Origin of the sequence: Stenotrophomonas sp. MH181796, from assembly GCF_009659995.1 — a bacterium.
Lineage (GTDB): Bacteria > Pseudomonadota > Gammaproteobacteria > Xanthomonadales > Xanthomonadaceae > Stenotrophomonas > Stenotrophomonas riyadhensis.
In genome coordinates this window covers 527,195-545,234 of the sequence record NZ_RAHU01000004.1, presented here as the reverse complement: position 1 = coordinate 545,234, position 18,040 = coordinate 527,195, and the positions used below count along the sequence as shown (strand labels likewise).

At 65.0% G+C, this 18,040-nt stretch carries 35 protein-coding genes and 1 tRNA gene; 24 read left to right on the top strand and 12 right to left on the bottom strand.

Annotated elements, in window-relative coordinates; all coding sequences use genetic code 11:
- The 8 genes from D5301_RS12790 to D5301_RS12755 are packed head-to-tail and all read right to left on the bottom strand — an operon-like array spanning position 1 to position 4,472.
- Positions 1 to 213: a hypothetical protein gene (locus D5301_RS12790; RefSeq protein ID WP_153855849.1), complete on the bottom strand. Its 213-nt coding sequence runs from the start codon at positions 211 to 213 to the stop codon at positions 1 to 3.
- The gene (locus tag D5301_RS12785; protein ID WP_153855848.1) at positions 210 to 740 is read right to left on the bottom strand and encodes a hypothetical protein; all 531 of its coding nucleotides are present in this window, start codon (positions 738 to 740) and stop codon (positions 210 to 212) included. Before D5301_RS12785 ends, D5301_RS12790 begins: the two co-directional genes overlap by 4 nt.
- Positions 725 to 1,108: a Ref family recombination enhancement nuclease gene (locus D5301_RS12780; protein ID WP_153855847.1), complete on the bottom strand. Its 384-nt coding sequence runs from the start codon at positions 1,106 to 1,108 to the stop codon at positions 725 to 727. The genes D5301_RS12785 and D5301_RS12780 overlap by 16 nt, the downstream gene beginning before the upstream one ends.
- Positions 1,105 to 1,557 carry a recombination protein NinB gene (locus tag D5301_RS12775; RefSeq protein WP_228756394.1) on the bottom strand — a complete coding sequence of 151 codons (453 nt, stop codon included), beginning with the start codon at positions 1,555 to 1,557 and terminating at the stop codon, positions 1,105 to 1,107. The genes D5301_RS12780 and D5301_RS12775 overlap by 4 nt, the downstream gene beginning before the upstream one ends.
- Complete coding sequence (gene dnaB, locus D5301_RS12770; RefSeq protein ID WP_153855845.1) at positions 1,554 to 3,026, bottom strand: replicative DNA helicase; 1,473 nt, start codon at positions 3,024 to 3,026, stop codon at positions 1,554 to 1,556. The genes D5301_RS12775 and dnaB overlap by 4 nt, the downstream gene beginning before the upstream one ends.
- Entirely contained in the window at positions 3,023 to 3,898 is an 876-nt protein-coding gene (locus D5301_RS24250; RefSeq protein WP_228756393.1) for a hypothetical protein, read from the bottom strand. The genes dnaB and D5301_RS24250 overlap by 4 nt, the downstream gene beginning before the upstream one ends.
- Positions 3,898 to 4,110, bottom strand: a complete 213-nt coding sequence (locus tag D5301_RS12760; RefSeq protein ID WP_153855844.1) for a hypothetical protein — start codon at positions 4,108 to 4,110, stop codon at positions 3,898 to 3,900. The genes D5301_RS24250 and D5301_RS12760 overlap by 1 nt, the downstream gene beginning before the upstream one ends.
- A complete protein-coding gene (locus D5301_RS12755) occupies positions 4,107 to 4,472 on the bottom strand; it encodes a hypothetical protein (protein ID WP_153855843.1) in 366 nt (121 codons plus the stop codon). Before D5301_RS12755 ends, D5301_RS12760 begins: the two co-directional genes overlap by 4 nt.
- Positions 4,473 to 4,834: 362 nt before the next feature.
- Between D5301_RS12755 and D5301_RS12750 the strand changes: the two genes are divergently transcribed.
- Entirely contained in the window at positions 4,835 to 5,362 is a 528-nt protein-coding gene (locus D5301_RS12750) for a hypothetical protein (RefSeq protein ID WP_153855842.1), read from the top strand.
- Between the two features lie 37 nt (positions 5,363 to 5,399).
- Here D5301_RS12750 and D5301_RS12745 read toward each other — a convergent pair whose 3' ends face one another.
- Positions 5,400 to 5,633 carry a hypothetical protein gene (locus tag D5301_RS12745; protein WP_153855841.1) on the bottom strand — a complete coding sequence of 78 codons (234 nt, stop codon included), beginning with the start codon at positions 5,631 to 5,633 and terminating at the stop codon, positions 5,400 to 5,402.
- A gap of 80 nt (positions 5,634 to 5,713) precedes the next feature.
- On the opposite strand from D5301_RS12745, the gene D5301_RS12740 reads away from it, so the two are divergent.
- The 23 genes from D5301_RS12740 to D5301_RS12635 all read left to right on the top strand — a co-directional run bounded on the left by D5301_RS12740 (position 5,714) and on the right by D5301_RS12635 (position 17,154).
- Complete coding sequence (locus tag D5301_RS12740; protein WP_228756392.1) at positions 5,714 to 6,415, top strand: helix-turn-helix transcriptional regulator; 702 nt, start codon at positions 5,714 to 5,716, stop codon at positions 6,413 to 6,415.
- Between the two features lie 45 nt (positions 6,416 to 6,460).
- Positions 6,461 to 7,030 carry a hypothetical protein gene (locus D5301_RS12735; protein WP_153855840.1) on the top strand — a complete coding sequence of 190 codons (570 nt, stop codon included), beginning with the start codon at positions 6,461 to 6,463 and terminating at the stop codon, positions 7,028 to 7,030.
- Between the two features lie 147 nt (positions 7,031 to 7,177).
- Complete coding sequence (locus D5301_RS12730; RefSeq protein WP_153855839.1) at positions 7,178 to 7,528, top strand: hypothetical protein; 351 nt, start codon at positions 7,178 to 7,180, stop codon at positions 7,526 to 7,528.
- Positions 7,525 to 8,211, top strand: coding sequence for a hypothetical protein (locus D5301_RS12725; protein WP_153855838.1), 687 nt, complete (start codon positions 7,525 to 7,527; stop codon positions 8,209 to 8,211). The genes D5301_RS12730 and D5301_RS12725 overlap by 4 nt, the downstream gene beginning before the upstream one ends.
- The gene (locus D5301_RS12720; protein ID WP_153855837.1) at positions 8,201 to 8,491 is read left to right on the top strand and encodes a hypothetical protein; all 291 of its coding nucleotides are present in this window, start codon (positions 8,201 to 8,203) and stop codon (positions 8,489 to 8,491) included. The genes D5301_RS12725 and D5301_RS12720 overlap by 11 nt, the downstream gene beginning before the upstream one ends.
- Positions 8,492 to 8,651: 160 nt before the next feature.
- On the top strand, positions 8,652 to 9,170 hold the full coding sequence (locus D5301_RS12715; RefSeq protein ID WP_153855836.1) for a hypothetical protein: 519 nt from the start codon (positions 8,652 to 8,654) through the stop codon (positions 9,168 to 9,170).
- A gap of 90 nt (positions 9,171 to 9,260) precedes the next feature.
- On the top strand, positions 9,261 to 10,169 hold the full coding sequence (locus D5301_RS12710) for a hypothetical protein (RefSeq protein ID WP_153855835.1): 909 nt from the start codon (positions 9,261 to 9,263) through the stop codon (positions 10,167 to 10,169).
- Positions 10,170 to 10,176: 7 nt separating this feature from the next.
- Positions 10,177 to 11,139, top strand: coding sequence for a phage recombination protein Bet (bet, locus tag D5301_RS12705; protein WP_228756391.1), 963 nt, complete (start codon positions 10,177 to 10,179; stop codon positions 11,137 to 11,139).
- Positions 11,136 to 11,918, top strand: coding sequence for a YqaJ viral recombinase family protein (locus D5301_RS12700; RefSeq protein WP_324187318.1), 783 nt, complete (start codon positions 11,136 to 11,138; stop codon positions 11,916 to 11,918). Before bet ends, D5301_RS12700 begins: the two co-directional genes overlap by 4 nt.
- Positions 11,919 to 11,947: 29 nt before the next feature.
- Positions 11,948 to 12,232: a hypothetical protein gene (locus tag D5301_RS12695; protein ID WP_228756390.1), complete on the top strand. Its 285-nt coding sequence runs from the start codon at positions 11,948 to 11,950 to the stop codon at positions 12,230 to 12,232.
- A complete protein-coding gene (locus D5301_RS12690) occupies positions 12,229 to 12,450 on the top strand; it encodes a hypothetical protein (protein WP_111172942.1) in 222 nt (73 codons plus the stop codon). The genes D5301_RS12695 and D5301_RS12690 overlap by 4 nt, the downstream gene beginning before the upstream one ends.
- Positions 12,447 to 12,845: a hypothetical protein gene (locus D5301_RS12685; protein WP_153855834.1), complete on the top strand. Its 399-nt coding sequence runs from the start codon at positions 12,447 to 12,449 to the stop codon at positions 12,843 to 12,845. Before D5301_RS12690 ends, D5301_RS12685 begins: the two co-directional genes overlap by 4 nt.
- Complete coding sequence (locus D5301_RS12680; RefSeq protein ID WP_153855833.1) at positions 12,842 to 13,132, top strand: hypothetical protein; 291 nt, start codon at positions 12,842 to 12,844, stop codon at positions 13,130 to 13,132. The genes D5301_RS12685 and D5301_RS12680 overlap by 4 nt, the downstream gene beginning before the upstream one ends.
- Entirely contained in the window at positions 13,129 to 13,401 is a 273-nt protein-coding gene (locus D5301_RS12675) for a hypothetical protein (RefSeq protein WP_153855832.1), read from the top strand. The genes D5301_RS12680 and D5301_RS12675 overlap by 4 nt, the downstream gene beginning before the upstream one ends.
- Positions 13,398 to 13,901, top strand: a complete 504-nt coding sequence (locus D5301_RS12670; RefSeq protein WP_153855831.1) for a hypothetical protein — start codon at positions 13,398 to 13,400, stop codon at positions 13,899 to 13,901. The genes D5301_RS12675 and D5301_RS12670 overlap by 4 nt, the downstream gene beginning before the upstream one ends.
- A 202-nt stretch (positions 13,902 to 14,103) precedes the next feature.
- Complete coding sequence (locus D5301_RS12665; RefSeq protein WP_153855830.1) at positions 14,104 to 14,583, top strand: hypothetical protein; 480 nt, start codon at positions 14,104 to 14,106, stop codon at positions 14,581 to 14,583.
- On the top strand, positions 14,576 to 14,815 hold the full coding sequence (locus tag D5301_RS12660) for a hypothetical protein (RefSeq protein ID WP_153855829.1): 240 nt from the start codon (positions 14,576 to 14,578) through the stop codon (positions 14,813 to 14,815). The genes D5301_RS12665 and D5301_RS12660 overlap by 8 nt, the downstream gene beginning before the upstream one ends.
- 99 nt (positions 14,816 to 14,914) lie before the next feature.
- Positions 14,915 to 15,259: a hypothetical protein gene (locus D5301_RS12655; RefSeq protein ID WP_153855828.1), complete on the top strand. Its 345-nt coding sequence runs from the start codon at positions 14,915 to 14,917 to the stop codon at positions 15,257 to 15,259.
- The gene (locus D5301_RS24035; RefSeq protein WP_194936633.1) at positions 15,252 to 15,404 is read left to right on the top strand and encodes a hypothetical protein; all 153 of its coding nucleotides are present in this window, start codon (positions 15,252 to 15,254) and stop codon (positions 15,402 to 15,404) included. Before D5301_RS12655 ends, D5301_RS24035 begins: the two co-directional genes overlap by 8 nt.
- The gene (locus D5301_RS12650; protein ID WP_153855827.1) at positions 15,397 to 15,663 is read left to right on the top strand and encodes a hypothetical protein; all 267 of its coding nucleotides are present in this window, start codon (positions 15,397 to 15,399) and stop codon (positions 15,661 to 15,663) included. Before D5301_RS24035 ends, D5301_RS12650 begins: the two co-directional genes overlap by 8 nt.
- Positions 15,660 to 15,842: a hypothetical protein gene (locus tag D5301_RS12645; protein WP_153855826.1), complete on the top strand. Its 183-nt coding sequence runs from the start codon at positions 15,660 to 15,662 to the stop codon at positions 15,840 to 15,842. The genes D5301_RS12650 and D5301_RS12645 overlap by 4 nt, the downstream gene beginning before the upstream one ends.
- A gap of 11 nt (positions 15,843 to 15,853) precedes the next feature.
- On the top strand, positions 15,854 to 16,054 hold the full coding sequence (locus D5301_RS12640) for a hypothetical protein (protein WP_049441206.1): 201 nt from the start codon (positions 15,854 to 15,856) through the stop codon (positions 16,052 to 16,054).
- 2 nt (positions 16,055 to 16,056) lie between these two features.
- Positions 16,057 to 17,154 carry a tyrosine-type recombinase/integrase gene (locus tag D5301_RS12635; RefSeq protein ID WP_153855825.1) on the top strand — a complete coding sequence of 366 codons (1,098 nt, stop codon included), beginning with the start codon at positions 16,057 to 16,059 and terminating at the stop codon, positions 17,152 to 17,154.
- Between the two features lie 82 nt (positions 17,155 to 17,236).
- Here the strand turns inward: D5301_RS12635 and D5301_RS12630 are convergent.
- The 3 genes from D5301_RS12630 to D5301_RS12620 all read right to left on the bottom strand — a co-directional run bounded on the left by D5301_RS12630 (position 17,237) and on the right by D5301_RS12620 (position 18,018).
- A tRNA-Pro gene (locus tag D5301_RS12630) sits at positions 17,237 to 17,313 on the bottom strand.
- A gap of 68 nt (positions 17,314 to 17,381) precedes the next feature.
- On the bottom strand, positions 17,382 to 17,738 hold the full coding sequence (locus tag D5301_RS12625) for a MerR family transcriptional regulator (RefSeq protein ID WP_005410431.1): 357 nt from the start codon (positions 17,736 to 17,738) through the stop codon (positions 17,382 to 17,384).
- Positions 17,719 to 18,018 carry an integration host factor subunit alpha gene (locus D5301_RS12620; protein WP_005410432.1) on the bottom strand — a complete coding sequence of 100 codons (300 nt, stop codon included), beginning with the start codon at positions 18,016 to 18,018 and terminating at the stop codon, positions 17,719 to 17,721. The genes D5301_RS12625 and D5301_RS12620 overlap by 20 nt, the downstream gene beginning before the upstream one ends.
- Positions 18,019 to 18,040 lie beyond the last annotated feature (22 nt).

Sequence of the window (18,040 nt, the reverse complement as noted above, 5' to 3'; positions counted from 1 at the left end):
TCAGTCTGCATCGCGCATCCCCTTCAGCACGTTCTCGTCGAATCGGAACACCGGCAGCAGGCCGTCGGTGTCGCAGCCGCCCTGCCGGTCCGGCCGGCGCTGGCAGTGCGCCGGGCTGCTGCCGCGCTCGCGCATGGTGCAGACGGAGCAGACGCCATGCCGGCGCAGGTAGGCGTTGTATCGCTTCCGCGTGCGGGCCTCTGGCGTGGTCATGCACCGCCCCGCAGCAGACTGTCGCCGTACAGGCCAATCAGCAGGGCGTCAGCGCGGCCGTTGTCCTTCTTCCGCTGCAGCTGGCCGACGGCGGATGGGAACCGCTGGATGGCGAGCAGGCGCGCCGCATCCTTACCCTGGTTGGTCAGCCCAAACCAGCGCTTCCAGCTGGCCGGCTCAGCACGCAGGTACGGCACGCCCAGCAACTCGAACACGGCCTTGGCTTTGCCATAGTGGTCGCCGAAGTTGAACGACGACTGCGGCCCCGCCTTCCGCTCTTCCTTGCCGTCAGGACCGCGCTTCGGGGGCATGGCGCGAACCCGCTCGATGACGCCAGACACAGCCGCACCAGGGTTCATCTCGCGCGCCGCACGGATGAACAGAGCAATCGCCCGGGCGTCCACTTCCTGGCTCTCGCCGACGGCCTGCAACGGCATATCGATCACCGGGCCAGGCGCGCCGTCCACCAATGTTGCGATGGCGCCCGTCAGGCCTGGGTCAATGCTGATGATCAGGCGGCTCGCCATGGTTTTACCCTCCCCCAGTAGATTTCCAGCGCAGTGTTCTGCAGGTCCAGCAAGTAATCGTCGTTGCCGATCTCCTGGCGGAACTGGCGCGGCTGCTTCGCATAGGACGGGCCGAACAGGCGCTCGCAGGTGTCCGCATCCATGCCGCCGAACGGCTCGCCGCGGTGCGACCACGGGTTCAGGCCGATGGTGAAGTCATGGCCGCGCCGCTTCTGGCCGTGCTTTCCGCCCACGGTCAGGTGGTGGACCTCGCAAGGCACGAAGCCCAGGCCCAGTGCCTGCGCGATGACGCAGCCGATCTCCTTGATGGCGTCCATGCGCTGCTGTTGCTCGATCGTGGGTTTGCTGGTGCTGCGTCCGCGCTTCATGCCGCATACCTCTGCAGTCGCTTCGGCGCCTGGTCGCTCAGGCGCACGTTGTTCTCCACGGCCCAGGCCTGCGCAAAGGTGATCAGGTCGGCCATGTCGGCCACGGTCATGCGCCGCGTCTGAATGGCCAGGTTCACGATGCTGGCGCCGTCGAGGGACGGCACGACGTCGCCCTGCTGCCGGTTGCTCTCACGGGCCCAGGCATCGACCAGCAGACGCTTCCATCCCTCGCCGTCGATCCAGCGCCCTGCCCATTTCCGCTGATTCGCGATCTCTCCGCAGATGGCGTGGAACATGGCGTTCTGCTCCAGGCTGCGGCTCGGCTTGTGTTCCTGCACGGTCAGGCGCACGTCCTGCCCCAGCTCTAGGAACTGGCAAGCGAATTTCCATGCGGCGGCCATGCGATCGCGCGCGTTCTCGGCCCGCAGGATGAAAGTGGATGGCTTCATTCTCGATCCCCCATCGGCAATGCAGCGGCGAGTCCTCGGCGAGCCCTCGGCGCGGCCCCAGCAGCCGGCGCCGAGGCACTGGTCTGCTTCGGCTCCCACCATTCGGGCAGGTTGGAGAACCGGAAATACTCCGGCGCATAGGCGACGCGTGCCATGCCAGGCGCACCGTCGCGCTGGATGGCCACGATCAATTCAGCCGTGCCAGCCCAACGGCTGTCGGGGTGATAGATCTCGTCGCGGTAGATGAAAATCACCGCGTCGGCGTCCTGCTCGATGGAACCGGAGTCACGGAGGTCGGCCACGATCGGGCGCTTGTCGCCGGTGCGCTTCTCCAGGTCGCGGTTGAGCTGACTCAGTAGCAGCACCGCGATGTCCAGCTCGCTGGCCAGGAGCTTCAGCGCACGGGTGATGTCGCCGATGCCGGCGGCACGGTTGTCCCCCGAGACGTGCATCAGCTGCAGGTAGTCGATCACCACCAGAACCAGGTTGTCGTCCTGCGCCTTCATGCGGCGCACCTGGGCGCAGACGTGCTGCACCTTGGCGATGCGCGGCCGGCTGATGCGCATCGCCGCCTCGCCAATCCTGCGTGTCCAGAGGGTGACGTTCTGCCAGTCGGCGTTGTCGAGCTTGCCCGACCGCAGCTTCCCGCCGCTCACCCCGGCCAGGTTGGCCAGCATGCGCTTGCCCAGTTCCTCTGGCTTCATCTCGAAGCTGAAGAAGGCGACCGACTTGCCCGCACGCAGGGCCACCTGCTCGGCGATGTTCTGCGCCAGGGTCGTCTTGCCCATCTTGGGTCGAGCGGCCAGCACGTACAGGCGCCCACCCAGCAAGCCGTCCAGGATCTGGTCGAGGTCTTCCATGCTGGTGGACAGGCCGGTGATGCCATCGACCGTTTCGGCGGCATGGGAAAGCTGGTCGAAAACACGCGCCATCACCGGTGCCACCGGCTCCAGGTCGCACGGCTCGCTGTCCAGCAGCCCACCGATGCGGGACTGGGCATGCCCGATCAGGTCGAGCGCACTGCGACCCTCGGGGCTATAGGCCGCGTCGATGAGGTCGTGCCCGGCATCGATCAGCGCACGTAGTTTGGCCTTCTCCGCGACGATCTCGGCATAGGCCCGAACGTTGGCCGCCGACGGCGTGTTGTTCGCCAGCTCGATGATGTACGCGCCGTCGCCCACCAGCTCCAGCTGCCCGGCAGCCTCGAACCACTCGCCGATAGTCACCGCATCGAACGGCTGGCGCTTCTCGGCCAGCTGCAGGATGCAGCGCCACAGCAGCTGGTGGTCCCGACGGTAGAAGTCACCTTCCACCAGGACGTCCTGCACCTCGACCAGTGCCCGGTTGACCAGCATCAGCCCACCCAGCACGGATTGCTCGGCGTCGATGCTGTGCGGCGGCAGGCGCAGGGCCTGCTGGTCCCCGTACAGGCTCGACAGGCGGCTCACCTCGTCGCGGACGGCGCTCATGTGGCCTCCGACAGGGCGCGGTCGGCCAGCTTGGCGATCGTCTTCTCGCGCAGCAGGACCTCGAAGTCGGGGACGTAGTTCTCATGACCTGGGCCGCCCTTCACCCGGCCCGAGTAGAAATCATCATCGGCCGCGGATTCGAAGTAGAGCTTCCAGAACTGGGGAGTCACCCGCTCGCTGCCGAACAGCTGCTGGCAGAGTTGGCGCACGGTCGGCAGGGCGTTCTCGACAGCCTTCACCCGCGGCTTGTTCAGCACCGTGCACTTCGACAGCAGGCCATGCGGCTTGGCCAGGGTTGCGTTGAACGCGGCCTGCGCATCGGTGGCGATCTCGCGGATGCGGTCGGCCTTGCGGGCCTTCAGGTCGGCCTTGGCGTCCTGCCCTTTGCCCTGGCCTGCGGCGTCGCCGAGCAGGTCCACGCCGGCGGCGTTGGACGAATCCGAGCGTAGCGAGGATAGATCTTCTCCCTTCCCTTCCTCTCCACTCCCCTCCACTCCATTCCCTTCCGGGGGTGAGGACTCGTCGAGCGCTCGTCGAGCATCTTCCGAGAACGGCGGATGCTTGAACGTGGGGCGGTCAATTTTCTGGTGCTTCCGCCAGCCAGTGACGTGCAGATATTCCTTGCCACCGCTGGTATAGAAGGCGATCAACGCATTCGACGACAACTCGTCGAGCATTCGCTGCACATCCGACGAGCCAATGTCGTCTCCGGGGAAGATTTCGGCCTTCACGGTCTTGGCGCTGGCCACGTGGTTGCCGGCGTCATCGCAAAAATTCCAGAGGCCGATGAAGAGCAGCCGAGCCATCGGCGAGCATTCCATCACCTGCTCACTGGACCAGAACTCGGGCTTGATAGAGCGGATCCTGGCCATCAGCACGCCCCCTGCGTAGCGACACCGATGCGCTGCTCCATGACCCGCACCTGCTCGGGGGAACGGGCCAGCACCGAAGCGCGCAGCTCGCTCCACAGGCGCCGCAGCGCCGCGCGGTCGCCGCAGGACCGGGCAACCCTCATGGCAGCCGCCAGCTCGCGGATACGGCGCTCGCGCTGCTGGTCGGCCAGGTTGATCGTGTGGGCGGTCATGGCCACTTGATCCCCAGCTTGGCGAGCGTCCCGCTCAGGGCAGAAAGGTGCTGGTGCAGCTCGGCCAGCGCCTCTGCCGTCGCTGCTTCGGGAGTGACCAGGTAGCGCTCGATCAGGTAGTGGACCGGCGACACGTCCTTGGTGGTCTGGATGTAGCGCTCGAGGTCGTCGATGGACAGGCCACGCGGCTTGCCGCCGCTGTCGCAGCCGGCAAGCTTCTCGCTCAACTTCGAAGGGGCCATGTCCAGCTGACCGGCCACAGCCGTCAGGCCGGCGCCCCGGTGGACCATCGCCGCCATGTGGTCACGGAGCGTCGGGTTGCGGGTCAACCCGTCTTCATAGGTAATTTGCTGACTTTTCATGCAGTTATCCCGTGGGTGGGAATGCGGGGGAAGACGTTTTCCCCTGCGTTCCCCTGACTGGTTCTGAAAATGGCCGCATCCCCAAATCGGAGTGCAGCCCTGTGGCGAAAACGAATCAACTGGCCGGAGCCAACGTCCTGACGCTCATGCGAATGGGTGGGAATTGGTTCGTGTTGAAGCGGGTCGGCGAACGGGTCGACGTGCGGCCGGTCGGCCAGGTGATGCGGCCGCGGGGGCGCCGGAGGGTGCCCGGGGTGGTAATCCCCTTCCCCGCCCGGGCCGGCCTGTGACCGGCTGGATAGGCGCCCGTCTGCCGGTAAAGTTGGAGGTGCGACCCAACCCAACTACCACCGGAGACGGACATGGATTTCAGTTCAATCGCCACGGCGATTGCCTTGCTCAAGAGCGCCCAGGAGTTGGCCACCGCCACCCTGTCCGTTCGCGACTTCAATCAGTCGGCTGCGGCTATCGCGCAGATCAACGAGAAGCTGCTGGCAGCCCAGCAGGGTCTGCTCGCTCACAACACCATGCTCCTGCAGCTGCAGAGCGAGTATTTCCAGACCACAGAGGAACTGCGAAAACTCAAAGAAGCCATCGCGAAGAAGGACAGCTACCCTCTTGTCGACATCGGAAACGGCGCGCTCGCATACCGCTGCGACATCGAGACTGGCGGGCAAGGCGATCCAGAGATCGCGCAGCCGCAGCACCATCTCTGTCAGGTCTGTTGGGACCGTGATGGCACTCGAAGCGTTCTCCAGCCCGCCCCTCGTTTTGGCGGAGACCTCTACCGCGTATGCAACAGTTGCGGAAAGGAGCTTCTGGTCGGTCGAAACGTTGCGGGTGATCGTGCAGCGGCGCCGGCCGGGGCCATCTACAACCCGCTGGCCTGATGCCAGGATCTGGTGGGTTCGAGCGGGCGCGGCCATGTCAGGCGGCGGCCTCGGCTTCCGGGGTCTGCTGCTCCACATCGAGCGGCGCCGGGCCGAACACGTCGGTTCGGGTGACCCGCGTGTACGGAGGGATGCCCCGGTACTTCCAGTTCTGTACGCGCTGCGTGCCCTTGGGCATGGCAAAGCCCAGTCGTCGGGCCACTTCGGCGGGGCCACCGAGCTGGTCAATCAGCTCGGAATCCTTGTGCATGGTCGTGGTTGGCTGGTTCATGCCACAGATTAAACGTCATGTTTATTCCGCAGTCAACACGACGTGTAACAACGCCATGTTTAGGCGCAGGACAATGCCGCATGGCTGAAATGCACCCTTCGATGAAACGGCTCTACGCCGCCGCCGCTCACCTCGACTCGCCCATCCGCGGCCAGTCAGCCGTGGCTCGGGCGTTGGGCCAGTCGCCGCAGACGCTTAAGAACTGGGAAAGCCGCTCTACCGGCGTCTCCGCCGCAGGCGCCAACAAGGCGCAGCAAATGCTGGGCATCAACGCCACCTGGATACTCGAGGCACAGGCCCCGATGCTTATCGGTGGTCCTGGTCCTGGTCCTGGTCCGGTCTCCGGTTCTGCGACGGAACGTGACTATGTTCGCGTTCAGCAATTGGACGCGGAGGCAGGTATGGGCGACGCAGTAGAGAACGTCGATTACCCGGAAGTGATCCGGGCCATCGATTTCGAACCCGGCTACATCCGGAGCATCGTTGGCTTCGTGCCTGCACCAGGACGGTTGAGGCTTATCACAGGCAACGGGGACTCGATGCAGCCTGTGATCCAGCCGGGGGATGCCGTGGTGGTTGATACCGGAATTACTTCCTTCGACGGCGACGGGATCTACCTCATCAACATGGGCAACGGACAACAGATCAAGCGATTGCTGGATCGGGGTGTGATCCATGTCGCCAGCGACAACAAGAGCTATGGCGACCCGTTCCCGATGCCAGATGGAACGTTGATCGGGGGGAAGGTGTATCTGCGCAACAGGATCGAGCGTTTCAACTGAGAGAGGGAATTTCCAATGGCTTCAACGAGATTGCACGCATGGATCATGGCCTCTGGCTGGCGAAGATCGGCCGCGATAGCCGTATGTCTGTGGATCGCCTTAATCGTTGTGCTTGCGGCTTGGAGCGCGTTCGACAACGACGTCGAGCTGTACGACCGCACGATGTTCGGCCTTCTGCTGTGCGGTGGCCCTGTCGTTTTCGTTAGCGTGATCTACGCGGCTGTGCTTTCGGGAAAACGAGCCTTGAAGTGGATCTTTGCCCTTGGCTTGGCAGTTGCGGCAACGCTTTCCGTTTTGGCATACAACCAGCACCAGCGCGATGCAGCCTCCGCCCTGAATCGCTCTGCCGAAATCCATTCGCCGCTGGTTGTAGATGACCAGTGGCATCCCATTTGGAACGCTATCGAAGACGAACGCAGGCAGGGGCTTAGAGACTCTGGATACTCTGAAGAAGTCATCGACAAGGTTGTTCCCAAGGCAGCTACCTCCGCGAGTTCCGACACAAACCCCTATCTGGAAGCTGCCCGACGCCTGCCCAATGAGAGGCGGGATGCGCCCGACAACCCGGTCGATGACAAACACTTCGACCCGGGACAGCTCTCCCAAGGTGAGTAGACGCCCGCACCAACCCGCCTAGGCGGGTTTTTTTTCGTCTGATCGACGCCTGCCAACCACCATCGTTAAACATCATGTTGACACAAGAATAAACACTGTGTTTAAGTAGCCCCGTCGGCCCACCCGGGCCATATGACGGGGTTCACCATGGCACTGCAGCCATACAGCGACCGGGCACGTAGCGCCCAGCGCAACTGGGACAACCAGGAAGATCCGCGTTTCGGTCAGGAACATCGCGCCGAGCGCGCGGCGGACCTAGCCAAGGCCTACCGCACCGACCCGGCGAAGCTGCGCGAGGCCGAGGAACTGACGGCCGGCACCTTCAGCGGTACCCACTACACCGAGGTGTCGCTGGCGCTGCACCGGCTGCACCACACGGACCCTGCCGACCTGATGGGCTCGGGCGTGCTGCTGGACCTGTACCGGCTGGCCCGCGACGAGGCCGCGGCAATCGACGCGCAGCTGCTGGAAATGGCGCTGCAGCAGGTGGCGGCATGAGCGCCCCTGTCGATGTGCTGGCGGTGATGGACTCTTCTCTTGGCGATTTGATGGCTGCTCAGACAGCAGGCGTTGATATCGATACAAAAGTTCCAGAACTCAGCGCTTCCATAAACGCCGTCGCCGAGCTGATTGAGGCGTCGAGTCAGGTCCATGACGCCACCGCAGGCAATGAAGATTGGGGGCGATTGTGGTCCGCCCTCGCCCGCGTCAAAGGAGGTTCCGCATCTGACCTGGACCTAAGCGGAGCCCTTGCCGCAGTCGCCGAGCTGATCGAGGCAGCACAGCCGTTCGCTGCATTCAACAGCAGCGACCCGACCATCCGCATTGAGGTCCGAACTGACGCCGTCCAGCGGCTGCGCCGTGCGCTCAAATCGCTGCAGGCAGGTTCAGCCGTGAGCCGCCGCATCGACGTGCTGCAGGTGATCTATGGCACCCAATGCGTGCTGGCCATCGACCTGCCGAATGCCGATTCCGACAACGACCTGGGCCTTGCGCGCGAACTGATCGCAGAGGTCTTCGCCGCAGCACGCGCCTACCTCGATTCCAGCGACCTGGTCGACGTAGTCATCACGGGCGACCGCCTGCGCGCCGCTCTGGCCGCCTGCGAACCCACCGATTCCAACCACCAGCAGGAAGCCATCGACGGCATCTGCGCAGAAGGAGAGTGCCATGAAGTCTGATCGTGAAATCAAGCATGCCAGCAACCTTGCGGATGCCTTGGCTGGCCACGCTAACGCCATTTCGTTCGCTGAAGGCGATGTTCCTTGCCTTAAAACCACGCTGCTGGAAGCAAGCCATCACATCGACACGAACTGCGTGCAGGTGACCCCGAAGAAGGACGGCCTGCTGATTCGCACGCTGCGCGGCGAGGCCCGTTACATGACGTGGCGCGAGCGCATCGCCTACTGGCTGCTGCGCGGCAAGACCGAGATTCACCCCCGCGACAACAGGTCTGTCTGATGCGCTTCCTGACCGCCATCGGCTGCCGCAGCTGGCGCGACTTAGCCGCTGCCCTCGCCTGCTACGCCATCACCGCCGGGCTGGCCGCTGCCATGTGCTGGCCGCTGGCCTGGTCCTGACTTCCCGCCGGCGCGGCCGGCTCCTACGAGAGGCACCACCGATGTTCCAACTCGATCAACACGATGCGGTGTTCTCGCATCTAAACCTGCGGAAGGAAAAGCACGGCGACGAAGACGCGGCCGCGGCTGACCTGAAGTTCTCGCTGAACGCCCCGAACACCATCCTCAACACCATCGACCCAGCCATCCTGCCGGCGTTCTGGAAGAAGGCCGACAAGGGCCAGCAGCAGAACCTGCCGATGGAAGGCAGCACCGACCTGGTGGCGCTCAACCTGCCGCTGCTGGGCGAGCAGGACATCACCGGCAAGTTCGAAGGCTACGAGCTGTCGATCGGCTCGCTGATGGACCACATCGAGGCGGTGTTCTTCGCCGACGCCAAGGTGAAGAAGATCACCTGGAAGCCTCTCGAAGGCGGCAGCGTGGCCATGGGCTTCACCGTCTCGGTGCTGCTGGACGAGGACGAAGACGCCGAGCTGATCTCCGCCTGGCGCCGGGGTGAGGTGCGTCTGACCCTCACGCCGCCGAGCGCTGCCGCGCAGCAGGAAGACCTGGCCGCGTAACACATTCCCCCGCCCGCCCCCTGCGGGTGCCTGCGCCGGCCAGGCCTTCCACAAAGCCGGCACCTATTCCCACCCGACAAAGGAACTGCCATGTCCGAAGCCCTGATCCCGCTCGAATCTGTAAACGCCGTTGAGGTCTTCACCGGCGGCGGACTGGACGACCTGCTGGCCCGCATCCGCGCTGAGGCCGTCACCCTGGTACCGAACGTTAAGACGGTTGCCGGCCGCAAGGAAATCGCCTCGATCGCCTACAAGGTGTCGCGCTCCAAGACCGCCATCGATGACGCTGGCAAGGCGCTGGTGGCCGACCTGAAGAAGCAGACCGGCGACATTGACTCGGCCCGCAAGAAGGCACGCGACACCTTGGACGCGCTGCGCGACGAGGTGCGCAAACCGCTGACCGATTGGGAGGCGGAACAGGAGCGCATCGAACGCGAACGTGTGGAGGCAGAGGAACGCGCCCGCGCGGCTGCAGAAGAGGCACGCCTGGCCGAGCTTGCCCGGAAGGAAGAAGAGATTCGCGCACGCGAGGAAGCTGTGCGTGCTGCTGAAGAAGCCGAGCGTGAGCGCGTCGAGCGCGAAGCACGCCTGCAGGCTGAGGCCGCAGAGAACGCGAAGCGTGAGGCAGCCGCTGCAGTAGAACGCGCCGAACGCGAGGCCCGCGAAGCCACCGAGCGCGCGGCCCGTGAGGCAGCCGAAGCCGAGCAGCGCGCCAAGGACGCCGCAGAGCGTGCCGAACGCGAGAAGGCCGAAGCTGTCGCCGCCGCCGAGCGCCGCGCCCAGGAAGAAGCTGAGCGCGCCGAGCGTGAGCGACAGGCCCAGGCCGATGCCCAGCGCAAGGCGGACGAAGCACGCGCCGCCGACGTCGAACACCGCCGTTCGATCAACCGCGCCGCCATGGCCGCGCTGATCGCACAGGGCATCAGCGAAGACGATGCCGCCACCGTAATCACCGCCATCGTGCAGGGCAAGGTCCCGGCCGTGGCCATCCGCTACTGAGGCACCCATGAACCAGATGACCACCCGCGCCGCTGCCGGCGCCATGATGACCAGCGAGCAGGCCGAAGCCATCCGCGGCGCGTTGAAGTCGAGCCTGTATCCGGGCGCCAGCGATGCGTCCATCGACATGGTGCTGAGCTACTGCCAGGCGGCCGGGCTCGACCCGATGACCAAGCCGGTGCACATCGTGCCCATGAAGGTGAAGATCGGCGAGAACCCCGACGGCACCCCCGTCAACGGCATGCGCGACGTGGTGATGCCTGGCATTGGCCTGTACCGCATCAACGCCTCCCGCACGTGCCAGTACGCCGGCTGCAGTGAACCCGAGTTCGGACCGACCTGCACCATGGAGTCGGTGCGGGACGTGTGGTCCGATGGCCCCAACGGGCGCAGGCAGAAGACTCAGAAAGCCATTCAGCTGCACTACCCGGAATGGTGCCGCGTTACGGTCCGCAAGCTGCTCGGCAACCAGGTGGTTGAGTTCTCCGCCAAGGAATATTGGCTGGAGAACTACGCTTCCAAAAGCGATGGCAGTCCGAACGCCATGTGGGAAAAGCGCGCCTTCGGCCAGCTGGCGAAGTGCGCAGAGGCTCAGGCGCTGCGCAAGGCGTTCCCGGAAGCGGTCGGCTCCCAGCCCACTGCCGAGGAAATGGAAGGCAAGGACATCATCGATGCCGAATCTGTGCGCGCAGACCGCCGTTCTTCCACCGCGGGCGCCATCACCCGCCAGCAGCCGGCCGAACCGCAGGACACCCCGGAGCGGCAGGCGCTGTATGCCAGCCTGCAGGAGTTCGCCGAGTGCGGCATGGAGGAATACCAGGGTGCATGGGGCCGCCTGTCGAAGGAACAGCGCCAGCTGATCGGCACGGCCGGCCATGAAACCCTGAAGGGCATCGCCGACCGCGCCAGCGCCACGGACGTGGAGGATGGCGACCAGCAGCCGGCAGCCGATGAAGAGGTGCCGCTGTGATCGTCATCGGGTGCGACCAAGGCAGCGAGGCGTGGCACCGCGCCCGTGCCGGCATCATCACCGCCAGTATGTTCGCCACCGCGCGCTCGCGCGTGGGCGAGCTGACCGACCAGCAGCGCGTCTATGTGGACGCGGTGCTGTCCGGCCTGGCCGAGAAGACGGCCATGGAGCGCGCCGGGTATAAGGCCGTGCCGCGCTCGGCCATCATCGAGAAGGCCATCGCCGGCGAGCCCATCGGCGACTTCAGCGAGGCGTCCAAAAACTACGCCTTCCGCCTGGCCATCGAGCGCATCAGTGGCGAGCCGCTGGACGAGGGCTTCGAGACGTTCGCAATGCGCCGCGGCCATGAGCTGGAGCCGCAGGCCCGCGCCGAGCATGAGGTGCAGTCCGGCCTGCTGGTGAAGCGCGCCGGGTTCGTCCTGAGCGATTGCGGCGACTACGGCTGCTCGGCCGACGGCTTCATCGGCGAAGACGGTGGCAGCGAATACAAGTGCTTCATCAACCCCGAGAAGCTGCGCGCCTTCCACATCGACAACGATGCGAGCGAGGTGTTCGAGCAGGCCCAAGGCTGCATGTGGCTGACTGGCCGGCAGTGGTGGCACATCGGCCTGTACTGCCCGGCGCTGGCCGCCGTGGGCAAGCAGCTGTGGTGGCGCCGCTTCGACCGCGACGAGGCTTTCATCGGCAAGCTGCGCGCCGACCTGGAACCGTTCCGCCAGATGGTGGTCGGGTTCGAGCAGAGCCTGCGGGCTGGCGATCACCAGCAGGTGGCAGCGTGAGCGGCCGGCGCGCAGGGGTGAAGGCTGCGATGCGGAAGCCGATCCCGCCGAACGCAACCGCCCGCGACCTCGTGCGCCGCTACGTGCACGAAGACGGCAAGAGCCTGGGCGCGCTGTCCACCGCATGGGGCTGCAAGCCCTTCAGTGTGTGGCGCGTGTTCCAGCGCACCGACCGGCCGCTGCAGCCGCACCACGTTGAGGGAGCCATCACCGCGCTGCAGCTGGACGAGTTCGACGCCAACGAGCTGCGGCTGCGTGCGGCGCGCGAAGCCGGCTGGAAGATCGACCCGTTCTACCTGGGTACCGAAGCATGAAGACCTGCACGAAGTGCGCGGCCCGGCTGCCGCTGCGGTTCTTCCCCCTGATCAACGGCAAGGCCACCGCCGCGTGCGCGCCCTGCCGGAACACCGAGCGCCGCCTGCATGACCCGCTGCGCCCCCTGCGCCGCGACCCGCTGCAGGTGCGCCTCAACAACCTCACCAACCTGTGGCACTACCCGGTCGGGCCGGTGCTGCTTCGGAGCCACGCATGAGCAAGGAATCAATCAAACAGCGAGCGCGAGAACTGCTGGCAGAGTGCGCTCGAAAGATCGGCCAGCCGGAGTACGCCTATCACGTTGGGTGCGGCGGGGACTTGGATCTCGAAGATCAGGCGCTCATTGAGACACTGATGATCGCACTGACGCCGCAGTGGCAGCCGATTGAGTCGGCGCCGAAGGGGCAGGAAGTGCTGGTGTGGCGTCCAGATCAGGGCGTCTTCATCGCAATGATTGCAACGCCCGACATGGTCATGTCCCAGAGCGACATTGAAGAATGTTGCCTGCCTGAGGACTTCGAAGAGTGGTACTGCGAGGCGTGGGGCTGGTTGGAGGACGATCTGCGGCCGACCCGATGGATGCCGAAGCCTTCCGAGCCGGAGGCCGTATGACCCACCACCGCTACGACCGCCGGCTGCCGAAGCGCACCGAGGGCTTCGCCTGGGGCCGGACCATCGACAAGGTGCTGGCCGGCCACGTCCTCACCTACCGCCTGTTCCGCCGCGACCTGGCCGGAAAGCTGCACATCGAGACGCGGACGTTCCAGCTGCACGACCACCGCCGGCACATCGCGCTGCAGCTGCTGATCGCACGCCGTCAGCTGCGCGAACGCGTCGACGCCATCGGCTATGCCCTGATCGAGGCCGAGCAGGCCACCCAACTGCAGGAGGTTGCATGAATACCGACAACAAGACCCTGGCTGTTGATGTGCTGGCGGTGATGGATGAGCTAATCGACTTCGAGGAAAGGCACGCGGAGTACGAGCCCCGGCAGAACCATGAAGCGCGAGAAGCCCGCGCCGCAGTCGCCGAGCTGATCGAAGAGCACCGGCTCCTGCTCGATGCGGTGAAGCGCCTGCCAGCAACAGATGGCCGCGTTATTGGTCTTATCGCGCTAATCGGCCGAAGTGAGTCCGCCCTCGCCCGCGTAAAAGGAGAATCAGCATGAGCACTGACAAGACCCTGGCGGACGTGCAGCCCGGTGGGAGGGTGAGGCTGGGGGATCAGGCCGAGCTGGATCGGCATGAATTTCAGGCGTGGGCACGCGAGCTGCTCCCCTGTCCGTTCTGCGGAAACGGTGCCGAGTTCGTGCCGTACAAGGACAACGGGCTGACCCTGAAGTGCAAGAGCATGGGATGCATCCAGCGGAACCAGCGCACCCTCCGCTACGGAATCGATTGGCTGCGGACCTCGATGGCAGAACACTGGAATACGCGCGCCCTCTCCGCCCAGCCATCCCCGGGTGGTCAGGTGGATGCTCGCAGGCAATGGCTGGAAATCCGTGGGCTGGCCGCAGCCATCGTGAAGAACCTCCAAGCGTTCGCTGATTCGCAACACAAGGCGGCGTGGTGCGGAGCGCTTGACGACTCGCTGTTGTTCGCAGATCAGATCGAAAAGGCTGCCGCTGCCGCCTATGAAGCCGACCTCGAACGGAGTCGCATGGCATGAAATGGGATAGATCGCGACCGGATTACACACGGCGGTTCCTGTGGCTTCCCCGATGCGTGGAGGGCACTTGGTACTGGCTGATTTGGTGTTGGACGCGCTTCTGCGGTGACTGCACTGAGTTCTATTTCGAGGAGCCAGCCTGTCGCCACTGCGGTGGCGGGAAGGTCTTCTGCAACCATTGCATGCGATGGAGGAAGAAGTTGTGATCGACATCGAACAAAGAATCACCGCAGCAATCGAGCGTATCACATCGGGCAACGCTCCCATGAGAGTTCCTGCGGACGAAACTGATCCTGACTTGGTTCTAGCTGATTGCCTAGCTGAGATACGCCGACTGCGCGCAGCCCTCGCCGCCCGCCAGCCGGTGGGGGAGCCGGTGGGAACTATCCGTGACCGCGACGGGGTGTTCGAGATTGAACTGAGCGAATCGGCTCACGATACCGATGCTGGTGAGCTGGATGAGCGTGCGGTCTACCTAGCCGCCCCGCCCGCGCAGGCCGTGGATCTGGGGCCGGTGCGCGAAGCACTGCAGGCTGCGGCACGGTCGCTCAGGACCATTGCGGATTCGACCAAGGGAACCGAGTTCCTCGAAACCGTCAGTGAGATCCGGGCGTATGCGAACAGCCGCGCGATCTGCGCCGAGAAGGCTGTGACTGACAGCAAGGCGGTGAGCAATGGCTGACCGCAAGCTCACCTATGCCGTCGAGCAGCGCCTGCGCTTAATCGACTTCCTGTTGGCGCGATATGGCCGCGTCAATCGCGGCGCGCTCATGGACTACTTCGGCATCAGCATGCCGCAGGCGTCTCTCGACCTGCAGCACTACCAGGAGCGCACTGGCAGCGGACAGATTCGCTACGACGCCACGACCAGGGCTTACGTGTGCGATGCGGGGTTCAAACGATGCTGGCCCTGATCTGCCGATGGCTCGGACACAGCCGAGATTGGCCCGAAATGGAGGCGTGCGGCCGTTGCGGCGCGCATATGCCACTGGATGACCAAGAGGACGCCTCCCATGGCTAACGAAATGCTGTCCGTCGCAAGGGACTTCTACAATGCCACGGTTGCGGACCCGGCTGTGACTATCCGCTGCCAATCAGCGGCGGCGCGGGATGCTGTCACCGCCGCTGGTGAGCGGCTCCGGCTCGCACTGCTCGATCAGCGCTCCGTATTCATCACGACCGACAACCTGCAAGTTGTTGCGACGCCCGCAGGTGGGGCACATGAAGTGCAGCCCGAAGCTGTCGATGTTGGGCTCTACCTGGTCGAACCCGGCGAACATCTCGCGGCAGCGAATGCACTGGAGCATGGCTCCGGTGTACGCCCCGAGCATGACGGCGAGGTGACCGCCCATGGCTGACCAACTGCTCACCGCTGCAATGGTCCACGTGTTCGCCCTGGCCGGGTTTGCGGCCGGCATCACCACCCTGTGGGCGATCAGCCGCGCATGCCGCGCCGCGCGCGCAGGGCTGCGCTGGTGCTGGCGGAGGTGCGCTCATGGCTGAGGCAATCGACCACCGCGAGGTCGGCCGGCAGCTGGCCAGCATCGAGGGCGTGAATCTGGAATCCGCCTCTCCCGCGACGCTTCGCCTGTGGGACGCCCGTGCGCTCGCCCTGATGGCTCTGGCGCGCGGCGACAAGGTCGAGGCGGAGAAGCTGATGCGCCCGTTCAAGCCGGCAACCCGGGTGTGCGGCGGCTGCGGCGAGACGGACCCGAGCAAGCGCTGCCTTGGCTGCCTTCACGACTTCGGGGAACCGCGATGAACGCCCAGCTCTTCCCCCGCGAACCGCGCCGCATGAAGCAGCCGGCCAAGGACGTGCTGCGCGAGCAGCTGGTGGTCGCGGCCGATGAAGTGATCCGCCTGCGCACTGAGAACCTGGCGCTGCGCGACGCCGCACAACAGGCCACCGAGCAGCTGCGCGCTGCGCTGGCCACGAACTGAAGGAGACCAGCATGCAACTGATGACCCCCGAGCGGTGGCTGGCCCGCTATTTCGAAGAAGGCAGCCGCCCGTCCATGCAGGTGCTGCAGCGGCTGCTGCGCGAGGGCAAGCTGCCCGGCCGCAAGGTCGGCGGCACCTGGTTCATCGACGAACACGAATGGCTCGCCGGCGGCGATGATCTTGTCGCGCGAGTATTGGGTGAGGCGGCCTGACGATGGCACCGAGGCAACGAAGCAAGAGCCGCCAGGGATGGCCGGCCAACCTGTACCCCAACCGGGACGGGTTCAAGTACCGGCACCCGGTCACGAAGAAAGAGACGTGGATGGGCACCGACCAAGCCCGCGCGTTCGCCGCGGCCAAGAAGCTCAACGCGCTGCTGATCCCCACCGACGACCTGGTGGCCCGGGTCATCACGCCCGGCGAGACGGTGGCTGATGCGATTGTCGTGTTCCGCCGCGATGACGTGCCCGGCAGGAAATGGGCGCCGAAGACGGCCGAGGTCTACGAAAGCGTGATCCGACGCATCGAGGCCGGGCTGGGTTCGAAGGCGGTGGCCGACGTGACGGTGAAGGTGTGCGCCACCTTCATCCGCGAAGTGACCGAATCCGACCGCGCGCGCCAGCAGTTCCGGCTGGTGCTGGGCTGGATCCTGGCCTGCGCCGTGGAAGAGGGCTGGATAGACACCAACCCCGCGCTGGCGACTCGCCGGTTCCAGCACGAACGGAAGCGCGTGCGCCTGACACTCGACGTGTACCGGGCGATATGGGACCAGGCCGCGCCCTGGCTGCGCAACGCCATGGACCTGTCGCTGGTGACGCTGCTGCGCCGCGAGGACGTGGTGACGGTTAAGTTCGCCGACGTGCGCGACGGCCACCTGTGGGTGGTGCCGTCGAAAACCGAGGGCTCGACGAACGTTCGACTACAGATCGCCGTGGCTGGCCCGCTGCTCGACCTGCTGACCCGGTGCCGCGATGACGTGGTTTCGCCGTTCGTGATCCACCGGCTGCCGGAGAAGGCCAGGCCCAGCGACAAGCGCGCGAAGGACCGAGCGCACCACACGCAGGTTTTGCCCGAGCAGCTGTCGCGTGCGTTCGCGAAGGCGCGCGATGCTGCCGGCGTGGATGGCGAAGCGCCGCCAACCTTCCATGAGATCCGCAGCCTTGGTGGCGCGCTGCTGCGCGATGCGGGCTGGACCACGGAACAGATTCAAGCGCTGATGGGACACGGCAACGCGTCGATGACCGAGCATTACCTGGGTGGCCATGAAGCGCCGTGGCAGCCGGTCACCACGGGTATCGCGCTGCCTCGATAGGGTGGCGATAGGGTGGTAATAGGGTGCACAACGAAAAAGGGCCTGCACCGTATGGCGCAAGCCCTTGTCCTATCTCAGCTTTTGGTCGGGACGGCCGGATTCGAACCGACGACCCTCTGCCCCCCAGGCAGATGCGCTACCAGGCTGCGCTACGCCCCGACTGATGCTGCGATGTGCCCGCCAGTGCGGCGGGCCGTGAAGTATAGCGGATTACGATGGAAATGGGATCAGCGGCGCAACAACTGCAGCACTTCTTCCAGCTCCATGCGCACCTGCTTGATGATCTGGTTGCTCAGCGCCGATTCCTCGCGGGCATCGGGGCCATCCAGACGCAGGCGTGCACCACCGATGGTGTAGCCCTGTTCGTACAGCAGGCTGCGGATCTGCCGCACCATCAGCACGTCGTGGCGCTGGTAGTAGCGGCGGTTGCCTCGGCGCTTGGCCGGCTCAAGGCTGGGAAACTCGGTTTCCCAGTAGCGCAGCACGTGCGGCTTGACGTCGCACAGCTCGCTGACTTCACCGATGGTGAAGTAGCGCTTGGCCGGGATCGGCGGTAGTTCGCGGTTACTGCCCGGATCCAGCATAAGCTTCCACCCTCTCCTTGAGCTTCTGGCCCGGACGGAAGGTGACCACCGTACGGGCGGAAATCGGAATTTCCTCGCCGGTCTTGGGGTTGCGACCCGGGCGCTGGTTCTTGCGCCGCAGATCGAAATTGCCGAAGCCCGACAGCTTCACCTGACGTCCCTGTTCCAATGCTTCACGCAGCACATCGAAAAACGCGTCGACGAATTCCTTGGCTTCCCGCTTGTTCAGACCGACTTCGTCGAACAGCTTTTCCGCCATCTCCGCCTTGGTCAATGCCATTGCCTGCTACCCCCGAGTGCTG